Below are 16,197 nucleotides of genomic sequence, written 5' to 3'. Positions count from 1 at the left end.
TCCGGCTGATGTTAACACGCTGCCGGAAATTAAGATGTAACCGGCCTGAATGATCAGAATACCGGCAGTTAATCCACATCCTGACGCCAGGCTTCGGCGGACAGTGCTTCACCAAAGTGGCTGGTGATAAGGCGGCGCGTGACATCGTGCAGTGGTGATGCCAGTACCTCGGCAGTGTTACCGCGCTCGACAACTTCACCGTTGTGCATCACCAGTATCTGGTCGCTGACATGTTTTGCCATGCCCAGATGCTGTGTGACATAAATATAGGCAATTTTTTGCGTTTCCTGGAGTTCAAGGATCAGATTTATGATCTGTGAACGTAATGACATATCCAGAGAGGCGAGAGCTTCATCCGCCACAATCACTTCCGGCTGCAAAATCAGAGCGCGGGCGAGGGCTACGCGCTGTTTCTGTCCGGAAGCCAGCATGTGCGGATAATAATCTGCATGATCCGGCAGCAGACCCACCTGGCGCAGTGTTGCGTTAATGCGCAGACGACGCCCGGCAGCATCCAGATCCGTATTGAGCATCAGCGGCAGTTCAAGGATTTGTCCGGTGCGCTGGCGCGGATTAAGCGAGGTGGCCGAATCCTGGAATATCATGCGGATGCGCTGGCTGCGGTAGCTGTAATCACCGAAGGTCAGCTTGTGCTTATCGATCAGAATTTCCCCGTCACTCGGTTCGATCATCCCGGATAACATCCGTGCAAGGGTGGATTTACCGGAGCCGTTTGCGCCGGTAATGGCGAGTGTCTGGCCGGGTTGCAGCGTAAAACTGACCGGTTTGACCGCCTCAAGCTGATGACGGCGGAAAAAACCATCCCGGTAACGGAAGGTTTTGCTCAGGTTTTTGACTTCCAGCAGCGGACCGGGCATTACACATCCTCCATATTCAGCGGGAAGTGACAGGCAAAACTGCGGTTTTTGACTGTCCGCAGACGCGGCGCATCAATACACACCTTCTGGGCATACGGACAGCGCGGCCCCAGGCGGCAGCCGACCGGCAGGTGCTCCAGCGACGGAATCGCGCCCGGCAGGGTATTCAGGCGGCATTTATGAGCCAGCGCCTTTTCAAAATCAGGGATAGCCCGCATCAGCGCCTGAGTATACGGATGGTGCGGTTTGAGCAGCAGATCATCCGGTTCGGCACTCTCCACGGTCTGGCCGCAGTAGAGTACATTAATACGATCCACCAACTGGCTCATTAACTGCAAATCGTGACTGATCAGCAGGATAGTCATATTGTTGTTTTGATTCAGCCGGGTCAGCAGACGGAAAATCTGCGCCTGAGTATCGGGCTCCATGGCGTTTGTCGGCTCATCGGCGATCAGCAGACGCGGCTGATTGGCCAGCGCAATGGCAATCATCACTTTCTGACATTCCCCTTCGGTCAGCTCATAGGGGTAGCTGCTCATCACATCTTTGTGATCCTTAATACCGACACGGTGCAGCAGTTCAATCGCCCGGCGTTTACGCCAGTTAAAACGCTGCCACCAGCGGCCTTTGTAAGTCCAGCCGGGGATGGTCTGAATCAGCTGTTTACCGATATTTTCTGACGGATCCAGACAGGACTGCGGCTCCTGGAAAATCATTGACACATTGTGGCCGATCACCCGGCGGCGCTGGCGGGGTGTGAGTTTCAGCAGATCGATATCATTAAAGCGGAAACGGTCTGCCGTTACGCGCAGATTATCTTTGGTAATACCGGCAATCGCTTTAGCGATAAGACTCTTACCTGAACCGGATTCCCCGGCAAGGCCGCGGAATTCCCCTTCGGTCAGGGATAATGTCACGCGGTCAACGGCCTTGACCGGCCCTGCGGCGGTCATAAATTCAATGGTTAAATTGCGGATATCCAGTAACGGCATTATTCAACCCCCGCATTAATGGCGCGCTGTAACCCGGTACCGAGCAGATTCACCAGCAGAACACTGATAAGAATAGCGGTTCCCGGCAGAAGTACGGTCCAGGGCGCGACATAAATCAGTTCCAGAGAATCCCCGAGCATAGCTCCCCATTCCGGTGACGGCAGTTGTGCCCCCAGTTCAAGAAAACCAAGCGCGGCAATATCAAGGATAGCAATCGACAGGGCGCGGGTCAGTTCGGTGACGGTCACGGCACTGATATTCGGCAGCACAGTATGGATCAGAATATTAAGGTTGGATGCACCGTCGAGCCGGGCGGCAATCACGTATTCCTTATCAAGCTCATCATGTACTGCGATATAAATCATCCGCACAATACGCGGCAGCAGTGCCAGTGCCACGGCAATCATGGCGTGGCTGAGACTGGCACCGAAAAAAGCCACCACAATAATTGCCAGCAGCAGAGAGGGCAGCGCCAGCAGGGTATCAAACATATGGTTAAAGATGGCCGAGCGCAGGCCGGTGGTCATCCCTGCCAGACAGCCGATGATAATCCCGGCGACGGCGGCAATGATGGTCACCAGCAGTGCGCCTCCGAAGGTGGATTGTGTACCGAGGATCAGACGGCTGAAAATATCACGGCCGAGATCGTCCGTACCGAGGAAGAAGGCGACATTCCCGTAATGGGACCAGGAGGGCGGCAGTAACTGGTGACCGGCAAATTGCTGGTCGAGCGCATAAGGGGCTATCCAGGTACCGCCGATCGCCAGTGCAATCAGAAACAGCACGCCGTAAAAACCGATCATGGCCGGAATATCTGAGGTGAAATGCTGCCAGATAACCCGCCCCGGTGACGGCATCCGGTCTTCACGGTAAAAATTATCTGAAGGCATACCATTCCTTATGTTTCAGCGGGCTGCTGACGGCACCCAAAATATCGGACAGCATATTGACAATAATCACCATGGTACCGACCAGCATGACACCGGCGGAAATCGCGGCAAAATCCTGCTGGCGGATAGCGGTGATCAGCCAGCGGCCGATACCCGGCCAGTTAAATACCACTTCTGTGACCATTGCCAGCGTCAGCATGGTGGAAAACTGTAATCCGAGTTTCGGGATCACCGGCGGCAGTGCATTGTGCAGCACATGACGGCGGATAATGGTCAGCCGGGATAAACCACGGATAGCTGCGGCTTTAATATAGTTCTGGCTGATAATCTCTTCGGTACTGGTGCGCATCAGGCGGATAACTTCCGTCATCGGCGCAATGGATAGCGTGATCACCGGCAGCACCATATGGGACAGCACATTGAGGATCATCGCCTGCCGGTACGGTGAGTCCGACAGCCAGGCATCAATTACCGCAAACCCGGTAACCGGTGTTAAATCATACAGCAGGTCAATACGTCCGGAGACCGGCAGCCAGTCCAGCCGCAGAGAGAAGAACAGGGTAAGCAGCAGCGCCAGCCCGAACACGGGAACAGAAAACCCGACCAGCGCAAAGGTGCTGATGGTGATGTCCGCCATTTTATTACGCCAGACCCCGGCAATAATCCCGGCAGGAATACCGATCACCAGTGCCAGAAGAAACGCCAGGCCGCACAGTTCCAGGGTGGCGGGGAGTGCTGCCCACAATTGCCGGCTGACAGGCTCGCCGTTAATCACGGAACTGCCGAAGTCCCATGAAAACAGGCTTTTATAATAGAACAGCACGGCATCCGTCAGGGAAGCACCGCTCAGCGGCGCGTTCGCCGGGAAGTAGCTCAGGCTGAAACTGAGCACTGACAGAAAACAGAGGGTGATCAGCACCAGCAGCAGACGGCGCAGAATAAAAATGATCATGGTTCAGCCTCCGGTTCCGGGGTATCGCCGGTATCACGGTAGACACCGGCAAAAGAGGTATTACCGAATGCGCTCAGTACCAGCCCTTTAATATCATAGCGGAATGCCTGCAACCGCAGTGAGTAGGCCAGCGGCAGTACCGGCAGATCCTGTGCCAGAATCTGCTGTGCTTTGTGATAATACTCAATCCGGCTGCTCAGTTGCTGCTCAAGCAGCGCCTGGTGGATCACATCATCAAATTCCGGGGAACACCAGTGGCTCAGGTTGGTTTGCGAACCGATAGCCGCACAGCTGAGCAGCGGACGGAAAAAGCTGTCCGGGTCATTACTGTCAGTTGACCAGCCCGCCAGGGTAATATCGTGACTGCGATCCATCAGGCTGTTTTCCTGAAAACGCCCCTCAACCGGGCGGATATTCATTTTTATCCCGACACGGGCCAGATCGGCCTGAATCAGTTCGGCCATTTTCAGCGGGCTGGGGTTGTAAGATTGTGAGGCAGTCGGTACCCAGAGATTCAGTGTCATGCCGCTGAGTCCCAGCTCATTGAGCATCGCTTTGGCTTTTTCGGGATTATATTCCGTCACCCGGGCCTGGTTATCATACGCCCAGGAGACGCGTGGCAGAATAGATGCAGCGGTTTCTGCCGTGCCGTAATAGATGGATTTCATCAGACGCTCATTATTAATCGCGAAAGCAATCGCACGGCGCGCCTGCGGATTATTAAACGGCGGTTTGCTGGTATTAAACGCCAGATACGCGATATTCATTCCCGGGCGCAGCATCAGGCTCAGACGCGGGTCGTCGCGCAGCACCTGTAACTGGCTGGCGGCTGGATAGGCCAGCACATCACACTCGCCGGTGATCAGTTTTGACATCCGTCCGGTACCGCCCGCCCCGAGATCAACCACCACTTCCTGCATGCGCGGTTTGCCTTTGCGGTAATTATCATGGCGCTGCAGACGGACAAACTGGCCGCTCTGGTAATCATCCAGATAATACGGCCCGGTGCCGACCGGTTTCCAGTCTAACTGTTCCTGACGACGGGCTTTCAGCAGATTATCGGCATACTCTTTGGACAGAACCGGCGCGTAATGGGTTGCCAGATGCCACAGGAAGGAAGCATCCGGCGAATTCAGTTTAAATTCAACGGTATAATTATTGATTTTGCGGATGGATTTAACATTGGACGCGAACTGCAGACTGTCAAAATAAGGATAACGGCCGCCGTTGATATAGTGATACGGGTTCTGTTTATCCACCACGCGGGAAAAGCTGAACACCACATCATCCGCATTCATTTTTCGGGTCGGTTTAAACCAGTCTGTGGTCTGAAAATCGGTATCACGGCGCAGATAAAAACGGTAGGTCGCGCCGTTATCCAGCACGGTCCAGCGGGCGGCCAGTTCCGGGATCAGGCGGTAGGTGTAAGGGTCAACATCCAGCAGGCGATCATAAATCTGTGCCGCCAGCGGCTCGACAATCAGCCCGCTGCTGGCCAGCTGCGGGTTAAATGTACTGATGTTGCCGTTCACACAATAGACAAAACCGGTATCGCGGACAGGCGGCAGTGCGGCGGCCTGAGCCGTGACCGGTTTTACCGGCTGCTTTGTCTGCGGGGCGGGTGCGGCGGCAAAGCCTGAAACAGGCAGAAGAACCGCGCAGGCCCGGATAATCCAATGGCGCATAAATCAGTTACCGTTAAAAATGAACAGGGCATTGTATCGCAATTTGTGCGACTAACCAAAAACGGAAGCATTTAATCCGGTTGCGGACCGCCGGCATGTTTTTTCAGTAACCCGCGAAACTGATGATAGGTCAGATTCAGTAACTGTGCTGCTTCCCGCTGATTATATTGCGCGCTTTGCAGCGCGGCATCCAGCGCGTCCTTCTCCTGTGTGTGCTGCCACTGCTTCAGGGAGAACGGCAGCGGCGGCAGGGACGGTGATGCCGTGTCTGCAGAAGGCACCGGTGCGGTGACAAACGGATTGATCACCAGTTCCGCCAGCAGTTCGGTGGTATCCCCCTGACGATACAGGGATCGCTCAATCACATTTTTCAGCTCACGGATATTGCCCGGCCAGTGATAGCTCTGCATCTGTTGCAGAGCATGCGGGGAGAAACCGGCAAAAAACGGCGTGCCCATCTCCTGGCACATCTGCACAGCAAAATGACCGGCGAGTTCAGTCAGGTCGCGCGGACGATCGCGCAGCGGCGGGATATTGACGACATCAAAAGCCAGCCGGTCGAGTAAATCGGCGCGGAATTTTCCCTCCGCCGCCAGTGCCGGTAAATCCGCATTGGTGGCGCAGACAATCCGCACATCCGCTTTCAGGGGCTGCTGCCCGCCGACACGTTCAAATTCCCCGTATTCAATCACCCGAAGCAGCTTTTCCTGCACGGTCAGCGGTGCGGTACCGAGTTCATCAAGAAACAGGGTGCCGCCATCCGCCCGCTCAAAACGCCCGTGATGGCGGCGCTGAGCTCCCGTAAAAGCCCCGGATTCATGTCCGAACAGCTCGGAATCGAGCAAATTATCGTTAAGTGCCGCACAATTCAGCGCAATAAATGGCTCATCCCAGCGGGGAGAGAGATAATGAAGACGGTGAGCAAATAATTCTTTACCGGTGCCCCGTTCTCCGCAAATCAGTACCGGACGGGCAATTTTTGCCAGCCGCGACACTTTTTCCAGTGCATCGAGAAAGGTATTATCGATACCGAGCAGGGTTTCTGTGTTATTTTTCATGATTAATTTGACCACCAAGTGGCGAATATCACCACTTTACAAAAAGTCATGGCAAAAGGGAAATAAATAAATCTGAGAAAAAACAAGCGGGTAAAAAAAATTACGGAGTTGGCACGTATCTTGTAATAGTAAACGTGTCATAAGACATAACTACTGATAAAAGGACATCAATCATGGGAATCTTTTCACGTTTTGCCGATATCATTAACGCCAACGTTGCATCACTGCTGGATAAAGCGGAAGATCCGCAGAAAATGATCCGCCTGATGATTCAGGAAATGGAAGATATGCTGGTGGAAATCCGCTCCACTTCTGCCCGTACCCTGGCGGAACGCAAAAATCTGTCACGTCAGATTGAAAGCGGTGAGCGTCAGGTAAGTGACTGGCAGGAAAAAGCGGAACTGGCGATTGTCAAAGGAAAAGAAGATCTGGCCCGCGCCGCACTGCTGGAAAAACAACGTGTGGAAGGCCATGTCGATACACTGCGTCATGAGCTGATTATTCTGGACGAAACTATCGCCCGGCTGAAAAATGAAATTAACGAACTGGAACAGAAACTGACCGAAACCCGTGCCCGCCAGCAATCCATGGTCGTGCGTCACGAAGCGGCAAAATCATCCCGTGCGGTGCGCCGTCAGCTCGACAGCGGCCGGATGGATGAGGCAATGGCCCGTTTCGAGCAGTTTGAGGCGCGGATTGACCATATGGAAGGTGAAGCCGCAAGCTATGGTCTGGGGAAAGAAAAATCACTGGAACAGCAGTTTGCCGAGCTGAAAGCGGAAGATGAGATCAGTGCGCAAATCGCGGCCATCAAAGCACGTCTTGAAAAAGAAGAAAAGGGCGAATAAGGTCGGTAACAGGCTTTCCTGAATTAATACCATTAAGGACAAAAATATGGCATTTGTATTTTTAGGTATACCACTGACAATTTTCGTGTTGTTCGTGCTGCCGATCTGGTTATGGCTGCACTATAACAGTCAGCGGGGAAGCCGGGCCGGTGAATTCGAAACCCGCCGCCTTGCGGCGCTGGCGGAAAATGCTCAGCAGATGGAAGCGCGGATCAAAACCCTGGAAGCGATTCTGGATGCGGAAAATCCGGGCTGGAGGCAATCATAATGGAATTTCAGTCACGTAAACTGTACCGCTATCCGGATGAAGGTATGTTCCGGGGCGTATGTGCCGGTATTGCCAACTATTTTGATGTACCGGCCTGGATGATCCGCATTATCGCGGTGGTGGCAACATTTACCGGCTTTTTCTGGCTGACTATTACCCTCTATATTTTGATGGGAATGATTCTGCCGGTGGTGCCGCGTGATTACCCCGGCCGCGACGGCGGAGTGAATGCTGCCATGCTGCTTGAACAGACAGAGCGCAGCCAGGCGCGCACCGAAAAACGGATCCGCGACATTGAGCGCTATGTGACCTCGGAACAGTATGCGCTCAACCGCCGCTTCCGTGACCTGTAATCTGTCAGACGGAGAACAGTATGAAGTGGCCGGATAAACACACCCTGCTGCGCGCCGGAAAAACCGGGGCGCAGCTGTTAACCACCGCAGCACTGGCGGCAGCACCCGGCGGTATTGCCGCGGTGATTCTGAAATCGGTAACCCGTCCTGCTCTGCGCGGGGCGGCAATACTGGTACTGGAGCCTGTTATCCGTGCCGGTATGAAAAAAGTGATTGGCCGTTTTACACCGGAGAATTATGAAACGACTGCAAAATGAGCTGAGTGCCCTCGTTAACCGGGGGCTTGATCGTCATCTTCGTCTTGCCGTTACCGGACTGAGCCGCAGCGGCAAGACCGCGTTTATTACCTCGTTTGTTAATCAGCTGATGAATGTACAGAGCGGTGCGCGCCTGCCGCTGTTTTCAGCTGCCCGTGACGGCCGCATTCTCGGCGTGAAACGCATCCCTCAGCGGGACCTGGGTGTACCGCGTTTTGCCTACGATGAAGGACTGGCCTCGCTGTACGGCACACCGCCGGACTGGCCGGTACCGACACGCGGTGTCAGCGAAATCCGCCTGAAACTGCGTTACCGCACTCAGGACAGTTTGCTGCGCCACTTTAAGGAAACCTCCACGCTCTACCTGGAAATCGTCGATTATCCGGGGGAGTGGCTGCTGGATCTGCCGATGCTGGAACAGGATTACCTCACCTGGTCGCAGCAGATGAAAACCCTGCTCAAAGGTGAGCGGGGGGAATGGGCAGAGCCGTGGCTGGCGCTCTGCCGTCAGCTTGACCCGGATGCGCCGGCGGATGAACAGCAGCTGGCCGCTATTGCACAGGCGTATACCGATTACCTTCACCGCTGTAAAGCCGCAGGGTTCCACTTTATCCAGCCCGGACGTTTTGTGCTGCCGGGGGATATGGCCGGTGCGCCGGGACTGCAGTTTTTCCCGTTTATTACCGACCTGATGCCGGATCCGTCCCGGCTGGCCAAAGCGGCAAAAAGCAGTGTCCTCGGCATGCTGCGCGATCGCTATCAGTATTATTGTGACCATGTGGTCAAAGGTTTCTATAAGCACTATTTTCAGCATTTTGACCGCCAGATTGTGCTGGTGGATTGCCTGACCCCGCTCAACAGCGGACCGCAGGCATTTACGGATATGCGTCTGGCCCTGACCCAACTGATGCAGAGCTTCCATTACGGCAAACGCACGCTATTACGCCGCCTGTTTTCCCCCTGTATCGACAAACTGTTGTTTGCCGCCAGCAAAGCGGACCATGTCACTGCCGACCAGCACGCTAATCTCGTGGCACTGCTTCAGCAGCTGACACAGTCAGCCTGGCAGCAGGCTGCTTTTGAGGGGATTAAAATGGACTGCACCGGGCTGGCGTCGGTACAGGCTACGGAATACGGCATGGTGATGCATAACGGGGAAAAAATGCCCGCACTCAAGGGCACCCGGCTGGCAGATAACACCCCGCTGACTTTCTATCCCGGCGAAGTACCGAAACGGCTGCCGGATGCAGACTTCTGGCAGCAGCAGGGGTTTCAGTTTGAATCCTTCAGACCATTACCGATGCGGATGGACACGCCGCTGCCGCATATCCGGATGGACAGTGCGATGGAATTTTTACTGGGAGATAAACTGTCATGAGTGAGCCTATCAAATCCCGTATTGATTTTGAGGAAGCGCCGCTGTCGCCGCCGGTACAGGACACATTGAAACCGGCACAGCAGTTTGCGGACGATGACAGCATACAGTTTGAACGCACGGAATTCACGGCAGAACAGGATACAGACGGGGAAGCGGAAGCATTGCTGATTCAGGCATTGAAACCCCAGCGCAGCCTGTGGCGCAAACTGGTGTTTGTCGCGGGCGGATTGCTGGGGATCAGCGCGGTCGCGCAACTGATTCAGTGGGTAAATGATGCGTGGACAGGCAATGACTGGACTGCTCTCGGCGGCATCGCCGCTACCTTTCTGGTGCTGATTGCCGCCGCCGGGTCGGTGATTACTGAATGGCGGCGCATGTACCGTCTGCGCCAGCGTGCGACAGAGCGCGAAGCGGCAGAGGAATTGCTGCAAAGTCACCGCATCGGTGACGGACGTGCGTTTTGTGAAAAACTGGCGAAACAGGCCAATATCCCGTCACATCATCCCGCATTACAGCAGTGGCAGAGCCTGTTACAGAGCAGCCATAATGATCGCGAAGTGGTGACGCTGTACAGCCAGCTTGTCCAGCCGGTGACAGATGAACAGGCCCGCCGGGTGATCAGCCGTTTTGCGGCGGAATCTGCCCTGATGATTGCCGTCAGCCCGCTGGCGCTGGTGGATATGGCCTTTATTGCCTGGCGCAATATCCGCCTGATCAACCAGGTGGCAGCTATCTACGGTATTGAACTGGGGTATTACAGCCGTCTGCGTCTGTTTAAACTGGTGCTGCTCAATATTGCTTTCGCAGGGGCATCCGAGCTTATCCGCGAAGTGGGGATGGACTGGCTCTCCCAGGACATCACCGCACGGTTATCCGCCCGTGCCGCACAGGGCATGGGGGCCGGGCTGCTGACCGCCCGTCTGGGGATTAAAGCGATGGAACTGTGTCGTCCGCTGCCATGGACTGCAACAGATAAACCTAAACTCATGGATTTCCGTAAGCAGTTGTTACAACAACTTAAACAGGCTGTACCAAAAGGGAAGAGTGCGGAAAAGTCTGCCCTGTAGCCGATAACCCGGCCGGATGCACATTTTGTGATGTCATCCGGCTTTTTTATGCAGAAACCCGTGCCCGGTCACTGTTTTTTTCACGGCGTTCCCGTTATGCTCCCTGCGGGTTATTGTATCACCTCTCCGGCGCGGTTTGCCGTCCGCGCTGAATAAAGCTTCGTTAACCGATTGACATATCTGTACTTTCATTGCCTTTTCACACGGAACTGTGGAGAAACACCGCAGGAACGCATTTATTGTGTCAACAAATCGTGACAGTTTTCATTTTATACCGTAAAATCAGTTTCAATTAACGGGAAAATAATAACTTAAGTGTAAATAGGATCGTAACGATGCGATTGGAAGTAATTTGCCAGGACCGAATCGGACTGACGCGGGAGTTATTGGATCTGCTGGTATTACAAAATATCGACCTCAAAGGCATCGAAATTGCCCGTAATGGCCGGATATACCTCAATTTTATGCAGATCGATTTTTCTGTGTTTCAGTCTCTGATGGCTGAGATCCGCCGGATTCAGGGCGTGGTGGATGTCAGAACTGTTCACTTTATGCCGTCTGAGCGCGAACAGCGCGCCATGTGGGCATTACTCGAATCCCTGGAAGACCCGATTTTATCCCTCGATCTGCGCGGGAATATTGAACTGGCCAACAGCGCGGCACTCTCCCTGTTTGCCACCACCGAAGAGCGCATCCGTCAGCGCAATATCACTTACTATTTCAGCCAGTTTAACTTTACCCGCTGGATTGAGGATGATGAACCTGCGCCGTACAAGGAAACCATCACTCTCAAAGGCCGCTCTTACACCCTGAGTGTGACGCCGATTAATTTTGATGAGAAAGATGACGCATCCGCCACTATCGGCGCGGTTGTGCTGCTGCGCGCTGTCAGTGAGAGTACCAGCGGGCAGAAGCGCCGTATGCAGGTGATGCATTCCGGCAGTTTTGATGACCTGGTGGCGAAAAGCGCCAAAATGCGTCATGTGGTCGAACAGGCACAGCGCATGGCAAAAATGGACTCTCCGCTGTTACTGGTCGGTGAAACCGGCACCGGGAAAGATGTGTTCGCCAAAGCCTGTCATCTCTACAGTGTGCGCGGTAATCAGCCGTTCCTCGGGCTGAACTGTGCCTCGATGCCGGATGATGTGGTGGAAACAGAGCTGTTCGGTTATGCAGCCGGAGCTTACGCCAACAGCACCGAGCCGAAAAAAGGTTTCTTTGAGCAGGCTAACGGTGGCACAGTTCTGCTGGATGAAATCGCGGAAATGTCCCCGCAGATGCAGATCAAACTGCTGCGTTTCCTGAATGACGGCACATTCCGCCGTGTCGGGGAAGAGCATGAGGTGAAAGTGGATGTGCGGGTTATCTGTGCGACCCAGAAAAATCTGCTGGAGCTGGTGAAGGAAGGCAAATTCCGTGAGGATCTCTATTACCGCCTCAATGTGCTGACGCTGACCATTCCGCCGCTGCGTGAGCACCAGGAAGATATCCTGCCGCTGACCCGTGATTTCGTGAAACGTTTTTCCGAAGAGCAGGGCTGTGAAGAACCGCGCCTTGCGCCGGAGCTGGGGCAGTTCCTTTGTGCTTATCACTGGCCGGGTAACGTCCGTCAGCTGCGTAATGTGATTTATCAGGCGCTCTCTTCACTGGAAGGCTCGCTGCTGCGTCCGCAGGACATCGTTCTGCCGGAACTGGAAGCGGAAATCGGCTTCAGTGAGGATATCCTCAGCGGCTCGCTGGATGATATCACCAAACGGTTTGAGTGCTCTGTGCTGACACGGCTGTACCGCCACTATCCGAGCACCCGTAAGCTGGCGAAACGCCTGAATGTCTCACATACCGCGATCGCCAATAAACTGCGCGAATACGGGCTGAGTCAGCGGCGCGGCGCGGCAAAAGATGATGAGGGAGAGGAAGAATAATTTTTTCCCCGGTAAAAAATAACCCCGCGACCGTCACCGGCCGCGGGGTTTTTTTACAGATACGGGTAACTTATTTCAGTGCATTCAGCGCGCTGTCATAATCCGGCTCTTCGGTGATTTCACCGACCAGCTGGCTGTAAATCACAGTATCGTTCTCATCCAGCACGATCACCGCACGGGCGCACAGACCGGCCAGCGGGCCGCTGCCGATACCGACACCGTAATTTTCACGGAATTCCGGATCACGCAGAGTAGAGAGCATCACCACATTCTCAATACCTTCCGCGCCGCAGAAACGGGACTGCGCGAACGGCAGATCAGCGGAAATACATAACACCACGGTATTGGACAGTTTTGCGGCAGTTTCATTGAATTTGCGCACTGAGGTGGCGCAGACACCGGTGTCCACACTCGGGAAAATATTCAGAATCTTACGCTTCCCGGCGAATTTGGTAAGCTGGACATCTGACAAATCATTAGCGACTAATTTGAATGGTACGGCTTTTTCACCGGCACGCAGCAGTGCGCCGTAAACCAGAACATCATTACCCTGAAGTTTTACAGTTTGTGTCATTTTTATCATCCTCTGAACGGGCTCATAATTGTTGGTATAAATAATACCTGGCAGGTGTTTTCTCACCGGATATCGTTAATAAAAATGTAATATCCGGTTGTTGTGTTTCGGTAATCATCAGATAATCTATCGGTTTACCATTTTTAATACAAGGCGCCCGTTATGTTCAGGCCAGCAAAATTTTCCCGTTCCGCACTTCTTGCCGGGACGTTTTTCACTTTTTCTTCACTGTTTTGTGCAACGGCGGCGGAGATCCCCGCAGGAACACAGCTGGCAAAAGAACAATCTGTTTATCGTCATCTGAAGGATGAACCCGCGTCTCTGGACCCGATTAAAGCGGTCGGGCTGACCGAAGCTCAGATTTTACGTGATTTATTTGAAGGGCTGACCAGCCAGGGCGCAGACGGCAAACCGGTACCCGGTGTCGCACTCTCCTGGGAAACCCGCAACAATCAGGTATGGACATTCCGCCTGCGTGACGATGCCCGCTGGTCTGACGGCTCACCGGTGACGGCACAGGACTTTGTCTACAGCTGGCAGCGGCTGGTGAACCCGGAAAATCTCTCTACCTTTGCCTGGTTTGCACCGCTGGCCGGGATTAAAAATGCGCAGGCGATTATCGACGGCAAAATGCTGCCGGAAACCCTCGGCGTGGAAGCGGCTGACAGCCGGACTCTGCGGGTTACGTTAGATCGCCCTGTGCCGTATTTCCCGAACTTAGCGGCAAACTTCAGCCTTTTCCCGGTACATCGTGCCACAGTGGAAAAATACGGTGACAGTTGGATTCGCACCGGGCATCTGGTCGGTAACGGCGCGTTTGTTCTGCATGACCGCGTGGTGAATGAAAAAATTGTCCTGACACCCAATAAGCATTACTGGGATCACAAACACACAGTACTGACATCGGTCACCTTTGTACCGATTAACCATGAATCTCAGGCCACCAAGCGCTATCTGGCCAATGATCTGGATATCACGGAATCGTTCCCGAAAAATCAGTATCAGAAACTGAAAAAGGCGATCCCCGATCAGATTTATATTCCGGATCAGCTCGGTACCTATTATTACGCCTTTAACACGCAGCGCGCGCCGACGAATGACCCGCGTGTGCGGCAGGCGCTTTCCATGACTATCGACCGTGCGGTGATCGCAGAGAAAGTGCTGGGTACAGGCGAAAAACCGGCCTGGCATTTCACGCCGGATGTCACTGCCGGGTTTACACCGGAACCCGGCCTGTACCAGAAATTCACACAGGATGAGCTCGACAGCCAGGCGAAAACCCTGCTGGCCGCTGCCGGTTACGGACCGCATAATCCGCTGAAATTATCCCTGCTGTATAACAGCTCGGAAAACCATCAGAAAATTGCCATTGCCGTCGGGTCGATGTGGAAGAAAAAATTGGGCGCGGAAGTGAAACTGGTCAATCAGGAATGGAAAACCTATATCGACAGCCGCAATACCGGTAATTTTGATGTGATCCGCGCCTCCTGGGTCGGGGATTACAACGAGCCGTCAACCTTCCTGTCTCTGCTGACCAGCACACACAGCGGCAATATCGCGCAGTATCATAATGAAAAATATGATGCGCTGCTGAAAACCGCTGCTCTGGAAACGGATGATAACGCCCGTAATACCGATTATAACGACGCCGAAAAACTGCTGGCGGAAGACATGCCGATAGCACCAATCTATCAGTATACCAACGGCCGTCTGATTAAACCGTGGCTGAAGGGATATCCGGTCAATAATCCGGAAGATGTGGCATACAGCCATAATCTCTATATTATTAAACACTAAGCCTGCCTCCGGTACCTGCTGCGGACGGCGGCAGGTACCGGCTGAACACACTCAGCCGCTGTTTTCACGGACAATGGGGAGAGACGCATGAGCGCTTTGTACGGATCCGCTTTTCAGGGAACAGATCCCATCTGCCGGGTGCAGTTTGACGGAGAGGGCGGCTGTACGCCGGTGGACGTCAATGCAGTTGCCGGAATAAAAGAACCGGTGTGGCTGCACCTGGACTATTTATCCGCGGATAACCAGCGCTGGCTGCGTGAAACGGAACTGCTGCTGCCGCAGGCGCGTGACGGGCTGACAAACAATGTTATCCGCCCCAGGACACTTCGTATTGGTGAGGGCGCATTAATTACCCTGCAAACCATTAACAACAATGACGGCGACCGGCCTGACCAACTGGTGGCATTCCGTGTCTGGATCTGCGGCAGTTATATTATCTCCACCCGCCACCGCAAAGTGCACTCCATTCAGACCATTCAGGATGATTTACAGAACGGGGAAGGGGTAAAAAATACCGGAGAATGGCTGGCAGAAGCCGCATTCTGTATCACCGACGAAGTGGCGGATTTTATTGAAGATCTGCACGACACCCTGATTGATATGGAAGATGCGATACTCGATCAGCATATTCCGGCACGAGGGGAGCTGGCACTGCTGCGCAAGCAGCTGATTGTCCTGCGCCGCTACATGGCTCCGCAGCGGGATGTGTTTTCCCGGCTGGCTTCCGAGCGTTACACCTGGCTCTCAGAGCAGGACCGACACCAGCTGACGGATGTCAGTGACCGCCTGGGGCGGATTATTGACGATATTGACTCCTGTATCGCGCGGACATCGGTTATCTCGGATGAAATCACCAATATGATGGCGGATGCCATGAACCGGCGTACTTACACTATGTCGCTGCTGGCGATGGTTTTTCTGCCGACAACCTTTCTGACCGGATTGTTCGGGGTCAACCTCGGCGGGATTCCGGGGGGCGATTTCCCGTTTGCCTTCAGTTTGTTCTGTGTGGGACTGGCGGGTGTTGTCGGATTTGTTGCCTGGTGGTTACGTAAGAGTAACTGGTTGTAAAAACGTGTATTTTTATATGATTTTACGTACCGGACTTGAGATATATCAAGAAATGGCGCGCCCGGTTAGGGCACTATTACTCCCGCAGGTGAATACAACGTTGAGCGATGAACGTTGTGCTCCATAATTGTAGTTTTTCTCATATTGAGTTCTTATACAGAATATTGACCATTATCATGCCGGTGTATTTTATACATCGGTTTTTTT

At 53.8% G+C, this 16,197-nt stretch carries 16 protein-coding genes; 9 read left to right on the top strand and 7 right to left on the bottom strand.

The window, feature by feature from the left end; translation table 11 throughout:
- Positions 1-68: 68 nt before the first annotated feature.
- The 6 genes from sapF to pspF all read right to left on the bottom strand — a co-directional run bounded on the left by sapF (position 69) and on the right by pspF (position 6,455).
- On the bottom strand, positions 69-878 hold the full coding sequence (sapF, locus tag AB7038_RS01140; protein WP_072868336.1) for a putrescine export ABC transporter ATP-binding protein SapF: 810 nt from the start codon (positions 876-878) through the stop codon (positions 69-71).
- Positions 878-1,870 (bottom strand): putrescine export ABC transporter ATP-binding protein SapD, encoded by a 993-nt coding sequence (gene sapD, locus AB7038_RS01135; protein WP_143971137.1) that lies wholly within the window; start codon positions 1,868-1,870, stop codon positions 878-880. The genes sapF and sapD overlap by 1 nt, the downstream gene beginning before the upstream one ends.
- Positions 1,870-2,760 (bottom strand): putrescine export ABC transporter permease SapC, encoded by an 891-nt coding sequence (gene sapC / locus AB7038_RS01130; RefSeq protein ID WP_072868331.1) that lies wholly within the window; start codon positions 2,758-2,760, stop codon positions 1,870-1,872. The genes sapD and sapC overlap by 1 nt, the downstream gene beginning before the upstream one ends.
- Positions 2,747-3,712, bottom strand: coding sequence for a putrescine export ABC transporter permease SapB (gene sapB, locus AB7038_RS01125; RefSeq protein ID WP_072868329.1), 966 nt, complete (start codon positions 3,710-3,712; stop codon positions 2,747-2,749). The genes sapC and sapB overlap by 14 nt, the downstream gene beginning before the upstream one ends.
- Complete coding sequence (sapA, locus tag AB7038_RS01120; protein ID WP_369452622.1) at positions 3,709-5,397, bottom strand: ABC transporter substrate-binding protein SapA; 1,689 nt, start codon at positions 5,395-5,397, stop codon at positions 3,709-3,711. Before sapA ends, sapB begins: the two co-directional genes overlap by 4 nt.
- 71 nt (positions 5,398-5,468) lie before the next feature.
- On the bottom strand, positions 5,469-6,455 hold the full coding sequence (gene pspF / locus AB7038_RS01115) for a phage shock protein operon transcriptional activator (protein ID WP_369452621.1): 987 nt from the start codon (positions 6,453-6,455) through the stop codon (positions 5,469-5,471).
- A gap of 173 nt (positions 6,456-6,628) precedes the next feature.
- Here pspF and pspA point away from each other — a divergent pair, with 173 nt between their 5' ends.
- From pspA to tyrR, 7 genes are all read left to right on the top strand, one after another.
- Positions 6,629-7,303 (top strand): phage shock protein PspA, encoded by a 675-nt coding sequence (pspA, locus tag AB7038_RS01110; RefSeq protein ID WP_004235502.1) that lies wholly within the window; start codon positions 6,629-6,631, stop codon positions 7,301-7,303.
- 46 nt (positions 7,304-7,349) lie between these two features.
- Positions 7,350-7,571: an envelope stress response membrane protein PspB gene (gene pspB / locus AB7038_RS01105; RefSeq protein ID WP_024473219.1), complete on the top strand. Its 222-nt coding sequence runs from the start codon at positions 7,350-7,352 to the stop codon at positions 7,569-7,571.
- On the top strand, positions 7,571-7,924 hold the full coding sequence (pspC, locus tag AB7038_RS01100; protein WP_004235504.1) for an envelope stress response membrane protein PspC: 354 nt from the start codon (positions 7,571-7,573) through the stop codon (positions 7,922-7,924). Before pspB ends, pspC begins: the two co-directional genes overlap by 1 nt.
- A gap of 20 nt (positions 7,925-7,944) precedes the next feature.
- Positions 7,945-8,181, top strand: a complete 237-nt coding sequence (locus tag AB7038_RS01095; RefSeq protein ID WP_004235505.1) for a hypothetical protein — start codon at positions 7,945-7,947, stop codon at positions 8,179-8,181.
- Complete coding sequence (locus AB7038_RS01090) at positions 8,162-9,559, top strand: YcjX family protein (protein WP_004235506.1); 1,398 nt, start codon at positions 8,162-8,164, stop codon at positions 9,557-9,559. The genes AB7038_RS01095 and AB7038_RS01090 overlap by 20 nt, the downstream gene beginning before the upstream one ends.
- Entirely contained in the window at positions 9,556-10,626 is a 1,071-nt protein-coding gene (locus AB7038_RS01085; protein ID WP_369452620.1) for a YcjF family protein, read from the top strand. Before AB7038_RS01090 ends, AB7038_RS01085 begins: the two co-directional genes overlap by 4 nt.
- 335 nt (positions 10,627-10,961) lie before the next feature.
- The gene (tyrR, locus tag AB7038_RS01080) at positions 10,962-12,548 is read left to right on the top strand and encodes a transcriptional regulator TyrR (protein ID WP_368889244.1); all 1,587 of its coding nucleotides are present in this window, start codon (positions 10,962-10,964) and stop codon (positions 12,546-12,548) included.
- Positions 12,549-12,618: 70 nt separating this feature from the next.
- On the opposite strand, the gene tpx is transcribed toward tyrR, so the two are convergent.
- Complete coding sequence (tpx, locus tag AB7038_RS01075; RefSeq protein ID WP_015422749.1) at positions 12,619-13,122, bottom strand: thiol peroxidase; 504 nt, start codon at positions 13,120-13,122, stop codon at positions 12,619-12,621.
- A 162-nt stretch (positions 13,123-13,284) separates the two neighbouring features.
- On the opposite strand from tpx, the gene AB7038_RS01070 reads away from it, so the two are divergent.
- Both AB7038_RS01070 and zntB read left to right on the top strand, forming a co-directional pair.
- Positions 13,285-14,919 (top strand): peptide ABC transporter substrate-binding protein, encoded by a 1,635-nt coding sequence (locus AB7038_RS01070; protein ID WP_072868320.1) that lies wholly within the window; start codon positions 13,285-13,287, stop codon positions 14,917-14,919.
- 87 nt (positions 14,920-15,006) lie between these two features.
- Positions 15,007-15,990, top strand: coding sequence for a zinc transporter ZntB (zntB, locus tag AB7038_RS01065; protein WP_368889245.1), 984 nt, complete (start codon positions 15,007-15,009; stop codon positions 15,988-15,990).
- Positions 15,991-16,197: the final 207 nt, after the last annotated feature.

The sequence above is a fragment of the Morganella morganii genome, assembly GCF_041099235.1.
In the GTDB taxonomy this organism is placed as follows: domain Bacteria; phylum Pseudomonadota; class Gammaproteobacteria; order Enterobacterales; family Enterobacteriaceae; genus Morganella; species Morganella morganii_E.
Note: the sequence above shows the minus strand (reverse complement) of the source record. Positions and strands in the feature narration are given on the sequence as shown.

Coding starts and splice junctions, on each gene's coding strand:
- sapF (WP_072868336.1), bottom strand. CDS start 878: ATGCCCGGTCCGCTGCTGGAAGTCAAAAACCTGAGCAAAACCTTCCGT.
- sapD (WP_143971137.1), bottom strand. CDS start 1,870: ATGCCGTTACTGGATATCCGCAATTTAACCATTGAATTTATGACCGCC.
- sapC (WP_072868331.1), bottom strand. CDS start 2,760: ATGCCTTCAGATAATTTTTACCGTGAAGACCGGATGCCGTCACCGGGG.
- sapB (WP_072868329.1), bottom strand. CDS start 3,712: ATGATCATTTTTATTCTGCGCCGTCTGCTGCTGGTGCTGATCACCCTC.
- sapA (WP_369452622.1), bottom strand. CDS start 5,397: ATGCGCCATTGGATTATCCGGGCCTGCGCGGTTCTTCTGCCTGTTTCA.
- pspF (WP_369452621.1), bottom strand. CDS start 6,455: ATGAAAAATAACACAGAAACCCTGCTCGGTATCGATAATACCTTTCTC.
- pspA (WP_004235502.1), top strand. CDS start 6,629: ATGGGAATCTTTTCACGTTTTGCCGATATCATTAACGCCAACGTTGCA.
- pspB (WP_024473219.1), top strand. CDS start 7,350: ATGGCATTTGTATTTTTAGGTATACCACTGACAATTTTCGTGTTGTTC.
- pspC (WP_004235504.1), top strand. CDS start 7,571: ATGGAATTTCAGTCACGTAAACTGTACCGCTATCCGGATGAAGGTATG.
- AB7038_RS01095 (WP_004235505.1), top strand. CDS start 7,945: ATGAAGTGGCCGGATAAACACACCCTGCTGCGCGCCGGAAAAACCGGG.
- AB7038_RS01090 (WP_004235506.1), top strand. CDS start 8,162: ATGAAACGACTGCAAAATGAGCTGAGTGCCCTCGTTAACCGGGGGCTT.
- AB7038_RS01085 (WP_369452620.1), top strand. CDS start 9,556: ATGAGTGAGCCTATCAAATCCCGTATTGATTTTGAGGAAGCGCCGCTG.
- tyrR (WP_368889244.1), top strand. CDS start 10,962: ATGCGATTGGAAGTAATTTGCCAGGACCGAATCGGACTGACGCGGGAG.
- tpx (WP_015422749.1), bottom strand. CDS start 13,122: ATGACACAAACTGTAAAACTTCAGGGTAATGATGTTCTGGTTTACGGC.
- AB7038_RS01070 (WP_072868320.1), top strand. CDS start 13,285: ATGTTCAGGCCAGCAAAATTTTCCCGTTCCGCACTTCTTGCCGGGACG.
- zntB (WP_368889245.1), top strand. CDS start 15,007: ATGAGCGCTTTGTACGGATCCGCTTTTCAGGGAACAGATCCCATCTGC.